The sequence below is a fragment of the Flavobacterium sp. KACC 22763 genome (assembly GCF_028736155.1).
Taxonomy (GTDB): domain Bacteria; phylum Bacteroidota; class Bacteroidia; order Flavobacteriales; family Flavobacteriaceae; genus Flavobacterium.
This window is the reverse complement of sequence record NZ_CP117879.1, coordinates 1,299,074-1,314,945: the sequence shown is the minus strand read 5'-3', so window position 1 is coordinate 1,314,945 and position 15,872 is coordinate 1,299,074. Positions and strand designations below refer to the sequence as shown.

Here is a 15,872-nt window from a genome sequence, read left to right as displayed (position 1 = left end):
AAAAATGAATTACATACAATACATAGATGATACCTACGCAGTTAAGGTTAAAGAAATTCCTTTCGACTATGAACAGGGATATGCTGTAAAAGAAATTCAAACACCATTTTTTATACTGGCATTATATGTTGATAATAAAAGAGTTACAGGTGTTCAATTTAACAATTACGATAGTTTACCAATGCTTGCAGTAATTAACGATTTAAGCAATATAGACTTGAATGTAATCCCCGAAAATCATTTTGCATTAGCTTATACAGAAATATATCTAAGTGTTCCTTATAGTAATGGCTCAGCATTAGAAATTTCAAACTTTAATGATTTTCAGAAAAAACCTCTTAGATATCTAAAAGAGTATGATTTACCACAATTTCGTATAGATGGCAGGTTTTCACAGGGGTCAGGCTATCAAGTAGATACTAGAGTTTATTCTTTTTTAAGATTTGGAACTATTCAAGGAGATAATAAATTTTATACTCTTGGAATTGACACATATAGAAATTCTACCCACGTAGATAATTTAGAATTTCAAGGTGAAAACCCGAATTATATCAAAAATGGTTATGATCTAGTAACATCTTTTCCAGTTCAAAACAACGGCAGTATAGTTCAATTCGGCGATTATTATGTAAAATTGACAACTTCAAAAACTGCATATCCTTACGGTTTACAGATTTGGATTTTTACAGATATTAGAACTAATGAATTTTGGCTTTTGGTCAATTATATCGAAAACGGTACAAGTATTATTAAAAAAGGTGAGTTCGATATTTCTACATTTGTTTGCGTTAACGGTGGTTTCAAAATCAAAAACTTACTTCAAGATGTAGAAGTTCAAATAAGTAAAGTTTATGGCTAATACTACGCCAACACCTTACAGCTGTACAGTTTTTCATAAAGATAAAAATGTAGCTCCTATAAAAATAGAATACTGCAAATCAATATTTTATTTACATAACTGGCTTAGAAAAGTTGGTTTTGACTACCATTATATTAATGTGTATCATCGAAAAACAGGTAGGTACTTGTCTAGACAATACTTTGATGAATTTATTAAAGATAAGCCTTTGTATTGATTTACAAAGGCTTATTTACTATAATTACGAAAAAATAAATTAATTACAGAAAATAAATTCTAATATAGCTTTACCACAATTAGGAAAAAAAAAATTAACTACAGAAAGTATAAATCCTAATACCGCTAATATTGGAGTTACAATTTTTGTAAAAATTTCAAATTTGTTTATAACATGCGCTTTATAAAAACCATTAGTTGTTATTTTAATGATCCCAACTGTAGTAATTTTTACCGTATTATAATCTGGATCTTTTGTAGTATTGGATTCTATTAAACTTTCATTCTCAAGGTATTTTAATAGGCTTTTTATATAATCTGATTTATTTAAAGCTTTTAGACCATGCGCCATATACTCTGTTACATCTTTAGTTTCATCTATTTCAGAATTAGTATTAAAAACATTTGCCATAAGTTCCTTTACTTTTACATCTTGACCATGGTAATGCAAAAGATATTTTAAAATTTTGTCTAAATCTTTAAATTGATTGTCATTCATAATGTTTTAATAAAATTTATTTATTCAAACTAATATAATTATTTATTCTTTTATAGCACTGCACAAAGTATAATTAAAATTATTGGCATTATATTTGAAAACTTTTAACACGTTTAATCTTAATCAAAATACCATGAAAAAAATTACTCTTTTATTTTTTTTAACGATTGCAATTTCAGTTCATTCTCAGGAAAAGAAATTTACAAGGTCTGTTCCCGAAAAATTAACTAGTGAGCAATTATCATTTATTAAATTAGTCAACAAATATTATCCTGAATTTTCTATTCCAAAAAATATTATTAATATATATGATGAGGAAAAGAATATTGCTGAAAGCTATTTGGAATATCCAACAGCACCAAATCAATGTGATGATTATGTAATAACTGTGCAATCTGATAATACAAGATTAGATTATGAATTTGACTATGGAGCAGGAAATGGAAACGCGGTATTTAGAGGTTCAATTTATGTTGTTGGAAATGACGTATATAAAGTTGATATTGCAACAAAAGGAAAGAGCAAGAATTTTTTTCAATTATTTAAGAACGGTAAAGAAGTTTTTAACGAAAATCCCTATAAAAGTTTGAATTAATTGTTAATCTAAAAGTTAATAGAAAATATGGAAATTACAGAAAATTTAGATCATTTAAAAAGTGTTACTTTTGAATACGCTCAACAGGAAAGACATAGATTAGTAGAAAAATACGGTATACAATATAGCAAAAGAAATAAGATACAAGGAATTTATATAGTTCCTGCAATAGTTAGTGAATTGCTACAATATCAACAAGATTTTGAAAATAAAAACTTCGATGATGAAATTGCTAAACAATATTCATCAAATAATAGATACACGTTATTTTGGAAAGAAATAGAATAATAGTTCAAATAATTAAACCCCAAAATATCGGGGTTTTTTTATGTTCAAATTTTTCTTTTATAAATACTTGCATAATTCAGTGAAAGTGTCTAACATTACAAAAGCAAAGTCAAATGACTGAGAAAACAAACAAAGCTTTAAAAATCAATAAATTAGAAGTTTTAAAGTGTATATATTGTGAACTATAATTTATATTATGTAAAATAGAAAATTTGAGAAACTACCTTATAAATCTTCTGTATGATATTAAAATGAAAATGTTTCTAAATATTGGAAATTTAGCTTCCTTACTTCTATACTTTATAACGAAACAATTTTGTTTTAAAAAATGGAAATTTCAAAACTCGTATAAATACGCTGTACGATTTTAATTTTAAAAAAATTTTCAAATATTGAAAAATTGACAGACTTGATTTATGCATACATCATCAATTAGAATATTTTTATTCAAAACTCAAATTGATCATAAATGCGCTGTATGATTTTAAAATTATCTTTTTTTCAAATATTAAAAATTCAAGCTGTTTGATTTAGGAACTTATGCATCAACTTAGCCATTTTTTCACTAAATTGAAATCGATTATAATTGCGCTATATAATTTTTAAAAAAAAATATTTTCAAATATCGCAAAATCATCAAGCATGTTTTTGGGCATTTAGTTTTTAATAAATGAAATGTCTTTTTTCAAAATCAGAAATATTCAAATTTTGAAAACATAAATTCTTTTTAAAGTCTTATTGCTATTATCTTTTAACATTTCTTTAAAATAATTAGTTTCTGCTAAAGATACTTTCATTGTAAGACTTTATTTTACTATTTTTACATTCGATACTTTAAAAATAAATTATCACTTATATGAATACAGTTGCTGAGCATATTGCAGATTTTTTAAAAGAATACAAACCGTTTGATAATTTAACCTTCCAGGAATTATCGGATATTGCCACGAATATTCGTGTCATCAATTTAGAAAAGCATGCGGTACTATTTCAAAATAACGATCCGCTTCATGAAAGTTTTTATGTTGTAGCTTCTGGTGTCATTAATCTAACTACTATTGCAGACGCCGAAGAAACCATTATAAATAAATGTCATGAAGGTGATATTTTTGGTTTACGCCCGTTTTTTGCTAAAAACAACTACATGATGACGGCTAAAGCACGTGAAGAAAGCATTATTTATGCTATTCCTATCGCTGTTTTCAGACCTTTTGTTGCTAATAATTCTGATGTATTGAACTTTCTATTGGAAAGTTTTGCTGTAAATTCACGTCATACAAAAGATAGTGTTAGCTCTAATGGCAAGCTAGTTTCTGACAGTGACTACATTGATCAGCAGACAGAAATGCAATACATTCAGTCACTTAACTATAATAATTCGCCTCTAACTACTCAGGCAAGCTCTATAATTAAAGATGTCGCGATTTTAATGACAGATTCAATGGTAGACAATATCATAATCTGCGGCGAGAAAAATCATCCAATTGGTATTGTTACCAATGCCGATTTATCATCAAAAATTGCAACAGGACGCTATCCTATTAGTGAAACCATTGACAAAATTATGTCGTCTCCTGTTGTTACGGTTTTAGAAAATGTCTCTTTGGCAGAAGCACAATTGCTAATGCTCAAACATAACGTAACTCACTTATGTGTAACTAAAGATGGCACGAGTAAATCTGTTGTAAAAGGAATTATTTCTGAACACGATCTTATTGTTGCTCAAGCTAGTAACCCAGGTGTGTTAATTAAAGAAATTAAGCGTTCGCAGCTTCCAAAAGATTTAAAACAAATACGCGATCGTCTATCTGATTTGATTCAGAATTCGATTCAAAAAAATATTCCAATCTCGCATGTCAGCAATATTGCAAGTGAGATTAATCTAGCAATTATAAAAAGAGCAGTAGAACTAGCAATTTTAGATTTAGGCTCCCCTCCTGCACGTTTTGCTTGGTTAAGCATTGGCAGTCAAGGGCGTAAGGAGCAGTTGTTGCTTACAGATCAGGATAGTATTTTAATTTTTGAAGATGTTACTCCTGAAAAATATAGAGAAGTAAAAGATTATTTCTTAAGATTAGCAAAACGCGCTACTTCTATATTAGAAAAAGTAGGTTATGATTATTGTCCAAACGGGCACATGGCAAGCAATATGCTTTGGTGTAAATCATTGAGTGACTGGACAAAACAATACAACAGCTGGATGAATACTCCAGGTGAAAATAGTAATGATTTGAGCAGCATTTTCTTTGATTATGAAATTGTTTTTGGAGAACCAAAAATTGAAGAAGCAATAGAAAACGTGATTTTCAAAAATGCCGTCAACAATACTTTATTCTTTGATTTCTTAGGAAATGATGCTTTAAAAAGAAATTCTCCTTTAAGTTTCTTCAAGAAGTTTATAACTGAAGAAGATGGTCCAAATAAAGATAAATTTGATATCAAAACCAGAGCTTTGATGCCTTTGATTGACGGAGCACGTTTATTAATACTAAATGCCAATATAAAAGGAATCCAGAATACTTATCTAAGATTCAAACAATTAGCTATTACAGATTCTAAAAATGCTGAAATTTATTTAAGCTGTGCAGAAGCTTTCTTGACACTTTCTAAATTTAGAACTGTTGAAGGATTAAAAAATGACGACTCTGGCCAATATATTAATTTAAGAGAAATGTCAAAATCTGACAAAGAGAAATTAAAAAATGCATTATCCCCAATGAAAGATCTGGAGGAACTTATTAAGAGTAAATTTCAATTGACACAATTCTCATAAAATATGCTAGACTGGCTGAAAAATATCAATAAAGACTATCCAGATTTCTGGAAAGACTATTTAACTAAATTCGAAACTAAACCTAACAAGTTTGTTGTATTATCAACTGAAACTTCTGGCTTAAATCCGGATAAGGATGTTGTATTATCACTTGGAGCCTTTTCAGTTATAGATGATAGCATTGTTATTAAAGAAAATTTTGAAACAGTCTTACTGCAGTACAAGTATCTTCAAGACAACGGACTTTCTAATGAATTCATCATTGAAAGCAAAATGATGAAAATGCCTGAACCTGATGCACTTGAGGCGTTTGTGAATTTTATTGGAAATTCTATTTTGGTTGGGCATCATATCAACTTTGATATTGAAATGCTAAACGCAGCTCTCGAGCGCCTAAATTGTGGAAGACTAAAAAATGAAGCTTTGGATGTTGATGTAATGTACAGAAAATTGACTGATATAAATGACAAACAATTTTCTCTTGATGATTTATGCGGAATTTATAAAATTCCAAAAAGTGATCGCAACTCTTCTTCTGAGGATGCTTATAGAATTGGACTTCTTTTCTTAAAATTGAAATCTCGATTGGGAATTAAATAAATTAAAAAAATAATCAATTTTTAAAATACCAAATTCCAATAAATATCATATAAAAAATGCCTTTTAATAATTTAAGAGGCATTTTTTATCAATAGAAGCTTTTAACAGAAAATTATAAGCTCATTCATTTTTCAAATTAAGTAAATCAGTAATTTTATGATAGAAATATTTATAAAGTTTGAACCATGAAAAATTTATTACTTATACTGCTATTACTATTTTCAGGATCAACAGTTTTCGCACAAGATCAAGATCCCTCTTCTAAACGCATTCTAGGAAATTGGTATTCAAATGCAAACCGAAATACAAAATGGAGTTTTACTCAAGATGGAAAAGTTTATAATTATGTAAACAACCAAATGAAAGTAATGTATAAATATACGATCTCAAACAGTTGCCAAAATTTTTCAGATGACACCACTGAATTTGTGACCTTTAGAGATAAAGATGGGAATGAGTTTTGTTTTAGAATAAATGGAATTAATGAAAATAAAAATGGAATTCTGTCACTTACAAACTTAAGCAATATGGAACAACTCACATTTATAAATGATGCAATTTTAAAAAAAACACAACAGCAATAAATGCCATAAAAAAAGCCTCTTATAAAATAGAGGCTTTTTTATGTTTATTTCAATTAAGAAATTCTATCCTTAATAATTTCGTCTACAATTTCTGGATTTAATAATGTTGAAGTATCACCAAAATTAGAATTATCTCCTTCTGCTATTTTACGTAAAATTCTACGCATAATTTTTCCAGAACGAGTTTTTGGCAAACCAGAAACGAATTGAATTTTATCCAATTTTGCAATTGGCCCGATGTGATCAGAAATATACTGATTAATCTCTTTACTCAAATTCGTCCTATCTCTAACTTCTCCCGTTTCTTTCAAAATAACATAACCATATAAGGCGTTTCCTTTAATGTCATGTGGGAATCCAACAATAGCAGATTCTGCTACAGCTGGGTGTTCGTTGATAGCATCTTCAATAGGTGCAGTTCCTAAATTATGACCAGAAACAATTACAACGTCATCTACTCTACCTGTAATTCTGTAGTAACCTACTTCATCTCTTAAAGCTCCGTCTCCTGTAAAATATTTTCCTGGGAAAGCAGAAAAATAGGTGTCTTTATAACGCTGATGGTCTCCCCAGATAGTTCTAGCAATTCCAGGCCAAGGAAATTTAATACATAAACTACCAACTACTTGGTTTCCTTCAATTTCATTACGTTTTTCATCCATCAGAACTGGCTGAATTCCAGGCAATGGCAACGTAGCATAAGTTGGTTTTGTTGGTGTTACAAAAGCAATTGGCGAAATCATGATTCCTCCAGTTTCTGTCTGCCACCAAGTATCTACAACTGGACATCTCTTATCTCCTACGTGGTCATTAAACCAGTGCCAAGCTTCTTCGTTGATTGGCTCTCCAACAGACCCAATAACTTTAAGTGATTTAAGAGGATATTTTTGAATATAATCTAAACTTTCTTTTGCTAATGAACGGATTGCTGTTGGCGCAGTATAGAATTGTGTAATTTTATGTTTTTCGATAATATCCCAAAAACGGCTAAAATCTGGGTAAGAAGGAACACCTTCAAAAATTACGGTTGTAGCTCCATTCAATAATGGTCCGTACAATATATAAGAGTGACCTGTAATCCATCCGATGTCTGCTGTACACCAGAAAATATCATTGTCTTCGTAATTGAAAACATTTTTAAAAGTATACGCAGTATAAACCATGTAACCAGCAGTCGTATGAACCATTCCTTTTGGTTTTCCTGTTGATCCTGAAGTATATAAAATAAACAAAGGATCTTCAGCATCCATAATTTCAGCAACACTATTGTCTAGAGCTGCATCTAATAATGGCTGCAACCAAATATCACGACCATCTTTCATTTTAACACTAGTATTTGTTCTTTTTGCAACTAATACTTTTGTAACAGAAGGGCAAGTTTCTAGAGCTTCGTCTACAATTCCTTTAAGATCGATTGTTTTGTTTCCTCTATAACCTCCGTCTGATGTAATTACCATTTTACACTCGCAATCGTTAATTCTTGCAGAAACTGCAGAAGCAGAAAATCCAGCAAAAATAACTGAGTGAATTGCTCCAATTCTAGCACAAGCTAAAACAGAAACAGCCAATTCTGGAATCATTGGCAAATAAATGCAAACTCTGTCTCCTTTGCGAACACCTTGCTCGCGAAGAACGTTTGCCATTTTTGAAACTCGCTCGTATAATTCATTATACGATATATGTAAAGCCTCTTCAGAAGGATCATTCGGTTCAAAAATAATAGCCGTCTTCTCTCCTCTTTTGCTTAAATGTCTATCAATACAGTTTTTGGTAATGTTAACCTTAGCATCTGTAAACCATTTTACTTCTGCTTCAGCCATATTAAAATCAACAACTTTTTCCCATTGCTGGTACCATGTAAAATTCTCCTCAGCTATTTTTCCCCAAAATTTTCTTGGCTCTCTTATTGACTTATTGTAATGTTTAAAGTATTGTTCTAAATTTTCAATTTTGTAATAGCTCATCGTTTGTTGAATTTTTTTATAAATGTATTAAATCTGAACGTATCCGTGAAATAATTTAATTCATAAATTTTATTAAAAAGAAATATTTATTTAATAAAATATGATAATTATCTGAAATTATTTTAAAACTTTAATTTCTATTATTACTTAAGGGCAAAAAAGGCATAATAAATAGATATTATGCCTTTTTTAATTTAACAAATTTCAATAACAATTAATTTTGTAACCGCACTGCGTGACTTTTTTCTATTTTGAAAATAGCAGCATCTTTATTAATTAAAACAGAAATTTCAACAAGTATATTTTTCTTCAAAATATACCCCATTTTAGGGATCCGCTTCACTTAACTTACTCACTCTCTGAAGTTAAGTGAATGCAATATGCATCTATATCTTTTTTCTTAATAAGTGCTTACTAATTCAAAATATTACAAATCATTGATACAGTGCAAATTCCGCAGAAAGAAATCTGTTCTGCGGAAGTTCCCAAATTTTATTATCCAATTTTTTTCATTGCTGTCATAGACTCTCTCAACCAAGCTCCTACTTCTTCGATAGGATGTTGACGAATTTCTCTGTTTACAGCGATAAGTACTGCATTATCTACTCCGTTTGAAGTTGAAAATGGCTTACCAATAATATTAGTTTCTACTTTTTTCATGAATTCAGTCAATAATGGCTTACAAGCATGATCAAATAAGTAACATCCGTATTCTGCAGTATCAGAAATTACACGGTTCATTTCGAATAATTTCTTTCTTGCGATTGTGTTTGCAATTAATGGCAATTCGTGTAATGACTCATAGTAAGCAGATTCTTCAATGATTCCAGCTTCTGTCATTGTTTCGAAAGCTAACTCAACACCAGCTTTTACCATTGCAATCATTAATACTCCATTGTCAAAATATTCTTGCTCTGAGATTGGAGCTTCTTGTGGAGCTGTTTTTTCGAAGTTAGTTTCTCCTGTCGCAGCTCTCCATTTCAATAAGTTAACATCATCATTAGCCCAGTCAATCATCATAGTTCTAGAGAATTCTCCAGAAATGATATCGTCTTGGTGTTTTTGGAATAATGGACGCATGATATCTTTCAATTCTTCAGCCAATTCGTAAGCTTCAATTTTAGAAGGATTATTTAAACGATCCATCATATTTGTAATACCACCGTGTTTCAAAGCCTCAGTGATAGTTTCCCATCCGTATTGGATTAATTTAGAAGCGTATGCAGCATCGATTCCTTTTTCAACCATTTTATCGAAACATAAAATAGATCCTGTTTGCAATAAACCACAAAGAATAGTTTGCTCACCCATTAAATCTGATTTTACTTCAGCTACGAAAGATGATCTTAGAACTCCAGCTCTATGTCCTCCAGTTGCTACAGCGTAAGCTTTTGCCTGATCTAAACCAAATCCGTTTGGATCATTTTCTGGGTGAACAGCGATAAGAGTTGGAACTCCAAATCCTCTTTTGTACTCTTCACGTACCTCAGAACCTGGACATTTAGGAGCACACATAACAACAGTGATGTCTTTACGAATCTGCATTCCTTCTTCTACAATGTTGAATCCGTGAGAGTAAGACAAAGTAGATCCCTGTTTCATTAATGGCATAATAGCAGTTACCACAGCAGTGTGTTGTTTGTCTGGTGTAAGGTTACAAACTAAATCTGCAGTTGGAATCAATTCTTCGTAAGTTCCTACTTTGAAACCATTTTCAGTTGCATTTTTATAAGAAGCTCTTTTTTCTGCAATTGCATCTGCACGCAATGCATAAGAAATGTCTAAACCAGAATCTCTCATGTTTAAACCTTGATTCAAACCTTGTGCTCCACAACCCACAATTACAACTTTTTTTCCAGCCAATGCTGCAATTCCGTCTGCAAATTCTGATTGCTCCATAAATTCGCAAACTCCTAATTGTTCTAATTGTAATCTAAGTGGTAATGTATTGAAATAATTTGCCATTTTTGTTTTAATATTTAATGAAATGAAATTTAATATTGATTATATATAACTAAGATTTTATTATTTAAAGGATTCTAATAATGTAGAAATCTCCATTTTTTGTTTAGAAACCGATATTCTTCCCGAACGTACAAACTGCATAATTCCGTATGGTTTGAACTTTTGGTATAATTCTTCAATTTCAGAACGTCTTCCTGATTTTGAAATCACAAAGAAATCACGAGAAACTGTCACAATTGTAGACTGGCTTTCTTTGATGATATTCTGAATTTGTTTTTCGTCAAACAACAAACTTGAAGCTATTTTAAACAAAGCATTTTCTAAGAAAATAGTCTCTTCATCTGTATGATAAAATGCTTTTATTACTTCAATTTGTTTTTCAATTTGGCCTACAATATTCTGAACCCATTTTTCAGTTGTATTTACTACAATGATAAATCTTGAAACATTCTCTATTTCTGATTCTGAAACATTTAGACTTAATATATTAATGTGACGCTTTAAGAATATTCCAGATATTCTATTTAATAAACCCACATTATTTTCTGAATATACCGATATGGTAAATGTTTTATCTTCCATGTTGTTTTTTAGTTTTATTTGTTTCAGGTTTCAAGTTTCAAGTTCTGATGAGAACATGGAACATGAAACTTGAAACCTGAAACTTTTTCCTTAACTTAATCTAATTTCTGATACACAAGCTCCTGTTGGAATCATTGGGAAAACGTTGTTTTCTTTTTCGACTACAACTTCTAAGAAATATGAATCTTTTGAAGCCAGCATCTCAGCGACCGCCGCGTCTAAATCTTCACGTTGTGTAACTTTTTTAGATTTGATATGGTATCCTTCAGCAATGGCAATGAAATTTGGATTTATCATTTTTGTTGAAGCATATCTGTTATCAAAGAATAATTCTTGCCATTGGCGAACCATTCCTAAGAATTCGTTGTTTAAAACCACAATCTTTACTGGAACTTCTGTTTGGAAGATTGTTCCAAGCTCCTGAATTGTCATCTGGAAGCCTCCATCACCAATAATCGCTACTACTTCACGTTCTGGTTTTCCCATTTTTGCTCCAATTGCAGCAGGCAATGCGAATCCCATAGTTCCTAAACCTCCCGAAGTAATATTACTTTTTGTCGAATTGAATTTAGCATAACGGCAAGCAAACATTTGATGCTGACCAACATCTGAAACAATGATTGCGTCTCCTTTTGAATGTTTGTTGATCATTTCGATAGTTTCTCCCATCGAAATTCCTTTACCGTTTGTTGGATTTAATTCTTCTTTTATTACGGAATCAAATTCAACTTTGCTTAATTCTTTGAATTCATTATGCCAAGCATCATGAGATTTTGCATCTAATAATGGTAGTAAAGCAGCTAAAGATTCTTTTACATCTCCTAAAACAGCAATTTCTGTTTTCACGTTTTTATCAACCTCTGCAGGATCAATTTCGAAGTGAACTACTTTTGCCTGTTTAGCATAAGTGCTTAATTTTCCTGTAACACGGTCGTCAAAACGCATTCCGAAAGCAATTAAAACATCACATTCGTTTGTTAGTAAATTTGGCGCATAATTTCCGTGCATTCCAAGCATACCAACATTCAAAGGATGGTCTGTCGGCAATGCTGATAAACCTAAAATTGTCCATGCTGCTGGAATTCCAGATTTTTCAACAACTGCTTTAAACTCAGCTTCTGCCTGACCCAAAATAACTCCTTGTCCAAAAACAATAAACGGTTTTTTTGCACTATTAATTAAAGCTGCAGCCTCAGCAACTTTATCTAAATTTAATTTCGGAACCGGAACATAGCTTCTAATTCCTGTACATTTTTCATAACTAAAATCTAACTCATCAAACTGAGCATTTTTAGTAATATCAACCAATACAGGCCCTGGGCGTCCAGAACGAGCAATATAAAATGCTTTTGCAATGATTTCAGGAATTTGAGACGCTTCAGTTACCTGAAAATTCCATTTTGTTACCGGAGTTGAAATTCCGATAATATCTGTTTCCTGAAATGCATCAGACCCTAATAAGTGTCTTCCAACTTGACCTGTAATACAAACCAATGGAGTTGAATCAATTTGAGCATCTGCAATACCAGTTACTAAGTTTGTAGCTCCTGGACCAGAAGTAGCAATTGCTACCCCAACTTTTCCTGTAGCTCTTGCATAACCTTGAGCTGCATGCGTTGCACCTTGTTCGTGACGTACTAAAACATGGTGCAATTGATCTTGAAATTTATATAATTCGTCGTAAACTGGCATTATAGCTCCACCTGGATAACCATAAATTAAATCTACTCCTTCTGCTAATAAACATCTTATAACGGCTTCTGCCCCTGATATTTTCATAGTATATTTTTTTTATCAATTTCAATGTTGCTGAAATTGATTTTTGATTTTTTTATAATTAATTATCGGTTACACATCCTGTAGATGCACTAGAAACCGACTTAGCGTATTTAAGTAAAACCCCTCTGTCAACTTTTAAAGCTGGCTTAACCCAAGCTGCTTTTCTTGCTGCAAATTCTTCGTCAGATATCTTCAGGTCGATTGTATTTTTCACAGCATCGATGGCAATTAAATCTCCATCTTTTACTAGTGCAATACCACCACCATCATATGCTTCTGGTGTAACGTGACCTACCACGAAACCGTGCGAACCGCCCGAGAATCTACCGTCTGTGATTAGTGCACAACTGCTTCCTAATCCAGCTCCAATAATCGCAGATGTAGGCTTCAGCATTTCAGGCATTCCCGGACCACCTTTTGGCCCACAACCTCTAATGACGACTACATTACCTGGTTTAATTTTTCCGGCTTGAAGACCTGGAATTACTTCAAATTCACCTTCAAATACAACAGCTGGACCTTCGAAATATTCTCCTTCTTTTCCGCTGATTTTTGCTACAGCACCTTCAGATGCAAGATTTCCGTATAAAACTTGGATATTCCCTGTTGGTTTTAATGCTTTTTGAATTTCATGAATAACTTCTTGTCCGTCTTGCAAATCTGGAGTTGAAGCTAAATTTTCAGCCACTGTTTTTCCTGTTACAGTTAAACAATCTCCGTGAATAAGTCCAACTTTCAATAAGTATTTCATAACTGCTGGAATACCTCCCACTTCGTGAATGTCTTCCATCATGTACTTACCACTTGGTTTCATGTCTGCCAATACTGGTGTTCTATCATTAATTGCTTGAAAATCATCTAAAGTAATTGTGATTCCAACTGAGTGAGCCATTGCGATTAAGTGCATAACCGCATTTGTAGAACCTCCTAAAACGGCTACAATTGTAATAGCGTTTTCGAAAGCCTTACGAGTCATAATATCTCTTGGCTTAATATCTTTTTCTAATAATATTTTGATTGCTTTTCCAGCTTCAAGACATTCGTCTCTTTTTTCCTGACTTAAAGCAGGGTTAGAAGAACTATAAGGCAAACTCATTCCTAATGCTTCAATTGCAGAAGACATTGTATTTGCAGTATACATACCACCACAAGCACCTGCTCCCGGACAAGCATTTTGGATAACACCTTTAAAATCTTCTGGAGTGATTTCCCCTTTTACTTTTTTTCCTAAAGCTTCAAAAGCAGAAACAATATTAAGAGATTCTCCTTTCCATTTTCCAGAGTGAATAGAACCACCGTAGATCATCATTGACGGACGGTTTAATCTTCCCATTGCGATTAATGCTCCAGGCATATTTTTGTCGCAACCAGGAATTGCAATAATACTATCATACCATTGCGCTCCAGCAACAGTTTCGATAGAATCTGCAATTACATCACGAGAAACTAGTGAGTAACGCATACCTTCAGTTCCGTTAGAAATACCGTCACTGACACCAATGGTATTAAAAATAAGTCCGACAAGATCTGCATCCCAAACACCTTTTTTAACATCTTTTGCTAAATCGTTCAAGTGCATGTTACAAGTGTTACCATCGTAACCCATGCTCACAATACCAACTTGTGCTTTTTTTAAATCTTCTTCAGTTAAACCAATTCCGTACAACATAGCTTGTGCCGCAGGCTGTGTTTGATCTTGTGTGATGGTCTTGCTGTACTTATTTAATTCCATTATTGTTTATATTAATTTTTAATTTTTATTCAAAAAAAAAACCTTCCAGTATTTGGAAGGTTTGTAATATAGTCTTTCAATTATATTTATAACATTCCCGATGCAGATGTGTGAATCACATTGACAACAACGACAGAAGTAATAATAATTGAGATTTGCATCATTTATTTTTTAGTGTTACAAAAGTAAAAAAACTTCTGGAAGTAAAAAAATAAAATCTCAACATTTACAATACTTCTTGTGATTATCTTCACATTTTAACAAAAAATATTAAACAATTGTAGATTGTCCAATACTTACATTATCATTATTAAAATACAGCAAATCGTCTTTGCTGAAAATAAAATTAGAAACGAACTCTCCTACTTCGTTAGTTCCGAATTTTGAATCTGGTTTCAAATCAACTGTAACTACTTTGTATTCAATTGCTTTTTCTACCGCTTTATAGATTACATGAGCTTCTTTCGTTAATCCAAAATGCTCTAATAAAAGCGCCGCCGCTAAAATCGAAGCAATCGGATTGGCAATGTTTTTTCCTTTTGCCTGCGGATATGATCCGTGAATTGGCTCAAACAAAGCGTTTTTCTCTCCTAAAGATACCGATGGCAATAAACCAATAGATCCTGTAATCACACTTGCTTCATCAGATAAAATATCTCCGAACAAATTTTCAGTCAAAATGACATCAAACTGTTTTGGATTTAAGATTAACTGCATTGCTGCATTATCGACAAATAAGAAATCAAGCTTAACATCTGGATAATTTTCGCTCACTTTCTGAACTACTTTTCTCCACAATCTTGAAGTCTCCAAAACATTTGCTTTGTCTACCATCGTTAGCTTTTTGCGTCGTTTTTGTGCCGATTGAAAAGCTAAATGTGCAATTCTGGTAATTTCTTCTTCTGAATATTCACATAAATCCGAAGCATGTGTTCCTTCTTCATTAAGTGTTTTTGTTCCAAAATAAGCTCCACCAGTTAATTCTCTAAAAATGGTGAAATCTGCTCCTTCAATAATTTCTCTTTTTAAAGGAGAAGATTCAATTAAGGCTTTATAAGGTTTTATAGGGCGAATATTAGCAAACAAGCCTAATTCTTTTCGCAGTTTCAACAATCCTTGTTCCGGACGAACCTTTGCATTTGGGTTGTTATCATACTTAGGATCTCCAATTGCGCCAAGCAAAACTGCATCTGTATTTAAGCACAGATTTAGAGTTTGTTCCGGCAACGGATTTCCTGTTTTATCGATAGCAACCGCTCCCATCAGCGCTTCTTCAAAAACAAATTCATGATTATACACTTCGCCAATGGCGTACAAAGCTTTCTTAGCCTGTAATATTACTTCAGGTCCAATTCCGTCTCCTGGTAAAACTGCAATTTTTAAATTCATAATCTCTCGCTATTTATGTCTTTAAATCCTTATTGTTCCTAGTTTAT

General features: G+C 32.0%; 13 protein-coding genes. 6 read left to right on the top strand and 7 right to left on the bottom strand.

Features of this window, described 5'->3' with window-relative positions; all coding sequences use genetic code 11:
* Positions 1 to 4 precede the first annotated feature (4 nt).
* Entirely contained in the window at positions 5 to 859 is an 855-nt protein-coding gene (locus PQ463_RS05670; protein ID WP_274256724.1) for a hypothetical protein, read from the top strand.
* 256 nt (positions 860 to 1,115) lie between these two features.
* Here the strand turns inward: PQ463_RS05670 and PQ463_RS05665 are convergent, their stop codons facing one another.
* The gene (locus PQ463_RS05665) at positions 1,116 to 1,574 is read right to left on the bottom strand and encodes a hypothetical protein (protein WP_274256723.1); all 459 of its coding nucleotides are present in this window, start codon (positions 1,572 to 1,574) and stop codon (positions 1,116 to 1,118) included.
* 133 nt (positions 1,575 to 1,707) lie between these two features.
* Between PQ463_RS05665 and PQ463_RS05660 the strand changes: the two genes are divergently transcribed.
* From PQ463_RS05660 to PQ463_RS05640, 5 genes are all read left to right on the top strand, one after another.
* Positions 1,708 to 2,169, top strand: coding sequence for a hypothetical protein (locus PQ463_RS05660; protein ID WP_274256722.1), 462 nt, complete (start codon positions 1,708 to 1,710; stop codon positions 2,167 to 2,169).
* A 27-nt stretch (positions 2,170 to 2,196) separates the two neighbouring features.
* On the top strand, positions 2,197 to 2,457 hold the full coding sequence (locus PQ463_RS05655; RefSeq protein WP_274256721.1) for a hypothetical protein: 261 nt from the start codon (positions 2,197 to 2,199) through the stop codon (positions 2,455 to 2,457).
* Between the two features lie 856 nt (positions 2,458 to 3,313).
* Positions 3,314 to 5,230, top strand: a complete 1,917-nt coding sequence (locus PQ463_RS05650) for a DUF294 nucleotidyltransferase-like domain-containing protein (RefSeq protein ID WP_274256720.1) — start codon at positions 3,314 to 3,316, stop codon at positions 5,228 to 5,230.
* A 3-nt stretch (positions 5,231 to 5,233) separates the two neighbouring features.
* Positions 5,234 to 5,830 (top strand): 3'-5' exonuclease, encoded by a 597-nt coding sequence (locus tag PQ463_RS05645; protein ID WP_111378040.1) that lies wholly within the window; start codon positions 5,234 to 5,236, stop codon positions 5,828 to 5,830.
* Between the two features lie 185 nt (positions 5,831 to 6,015).
* Positions 6,016 to 6,414 carry a hypothetical protein gene (locus PQ463_RS05640; RefSeq protein WP_274256719.1) on the top strand — a complete coding sequence of 133 codons (399 nt, stop codon included), beginning with the start codon at positions 6,016 to 6,018 and terminating at the stop codon, positions 6,412 to 6,414.
* A 53-nt stretch (positions 6,415 to 6,467) separates the two neighbouring features.
* On the opposite strand, the gene acs is transcribed toward PQ463_RS05640, so the two are convergent.
* From acs to leuB, 6 genes are all read right to left on the bottom strand, one after another.
* Complete coding sequence (acs, locus tag PQ463_RS05635) at positions 6,468 to 8,378, bottom strand: acetate--CoA ligase (protein WP_274256718.1); 1,911 nt, start codon at positions 8,376 to 8,378, stop codon at positions 6,468 to 6,470.
* Positions 8,379 to 8,873: 495 nt separating this feature from the next.
* Positions 8,874 to 10,343 carry a ketol-acid reductoisomerase gene (ilvC, locus tag PQ463_RS05630; protein ID WP_111378043.1) on the bottom strand — a complete coding sequence of 490 codons (1,470 nt, stop codon included), beginning with the start codon at positions 10,341 to 10,343 and terminating at the stop codon, positions 8,874 to 8,876.
* 60 nt (positions 10,344 to 10,403) lie between these two features.
* The gene (gene ilvN, locus PQ463_RS05625; RefSeq protein WP_095929307.1) at positions 10,404 to 10,925 is read right to left on the bottom strand and encodes an acetolactate synthase small subunit; all 522 of its coding nucleotides are present in this window, start codon (positions 10,923 to 10,925) and stop codon (positions 10,404 to 10,406) included.
* A 90-nt stretch (positions 10,926 to 11,015) separates the two neighbouring features.
* Positions 11,016 to 12,704 (bottom strand): biosynthetic-type acetolactate synthase large subunit, encoded by a 1,689-nt coding sequence (gene ilvB / locus PQ463_RS05620; RefSeq protein ID WP_111378044.1) that lies wholly within the window; start codon positions 12,702 to 12,704, stop codon positions 11,016 to 11,018.
* Positions 12,705 to 12,762: 58 nt separating this feature from the next.
* Positions 12,763 to 14,436, bottom strand: coding sequence for a dihydroxy-acid dehydratase (gene ilvD / locus PQ463_RS05615; protein WP_111378208.1), 1,674 nt, complete (start codon positions 14,434 to 14,436; stop codon positions 12,763 to 12,765).
* Positions 14,437 to 14,706: 270 nt separating this feature from the next.
* Positions 14,707 to 15,825 carry a 3-isopropylmalate dehydrogenase gene (leuB, locus tag PQ463_RS05610; protein WP_274256715.1) on the bottom strand — a complete coding sequence of 373 codons (1,119 nt, stop codon included), beginning with the start codon at positions 15,823 to 15,825 and terminating at the stop codon, positions 14,707 to 14,709.
* Positions 15,826 to 15,872: the final 47 nt, after the last annotated feature.

Excerpts from the sequence above, each read along its gene's own strand:
- PQ463_RS05670 (WP_274256724.1), top strand. The coding sequence starts at position 5 with ATGAATTACATACAATACATAGATGATACCTACGCAGTTAAGGTTAAA.
- PQ463_RS05665 (WP_274256723.1), bottom strand. The coding sequence starts at position 1,574 with ATGAATGACAATCAATTTAAAGATTTAGACAAAATTTTAAAATATCTT.
- PQ463_RS05660 (WP_274256722.1), top strand. The coding sequence starts at position 1,708 with ATGAAAAAAATTACTCTTTTATTTTTTTTAACGATTGCAATTTCAGTT.
- PQ463_RS05655 (WP_274256721.1), top strand. The coding sequence starts at position 2,197 with ATGGAAATTACAGAAAATTTAGATCATTTAAAAAGTGTTACTTTTGAA.
- PQ463_RS05650 (WP_274256720.1), top strand. The coding sequence starts at position 3,314 with ATGAATACAGTTGCTGAGCATATTGCAGATTTTTTAAAAGAATACAAA.
- PQ463_RS05645 (WP_111378040.1), top strand. The coding sequence starts at position 5,234 with ATGCTAGACTGGCTGAAAAATATCAATAAAGACTATCCAGATTTCTGG.
- PQ463_RS05640 (WP_274256719.1), top strand. The coding sequence starts at position 6,016 with ATGAAAAATTTATTACTTATACTGCTATTACTATTTTCAGGATCAACA.
- acs (WP_274256718.1), bottom strand. The coding sequence starts at position 8,378 with ATGAGCTATTACAAAATTGAAAATTTAGAACAATACTTTAAACATTAC.
- ilvC (WP_111378043.1), bottom strand. The coding sequence starts at position 10,343 with ATGGCAAATTATTTCAATACATTACCACTTAGATTACAATTAGAACAA.
- ilvN (WP_095929307.1), bottom strand. The coding sequence starts at position 10,925 with ATGGAAGATAAAACATTTACCATATCGGTATATTCAGAAAATAATGTG.
- ilvB (WP_111378044.1), bottom strand. The coding sequence starts at position 12,704 with ATGAAAATATCAGGGGCAGAAGCCGTTATAAGATGTTTATTAGCAGAA.
- ilvD (WP_111378208.1), bottom strand. The coding sequence starts at position 14,436 with ATGGAATTAAATAAGTACAGCAAGACCATCACACAAGATCAAACACAG.
- leuB (WP_274256715.1), bottom strand. The coding sequence starts at position 15,825 with ATGAATTTAAAAATTGCAGTTTTACCAGGAGACGGAATTGGACCTGAA.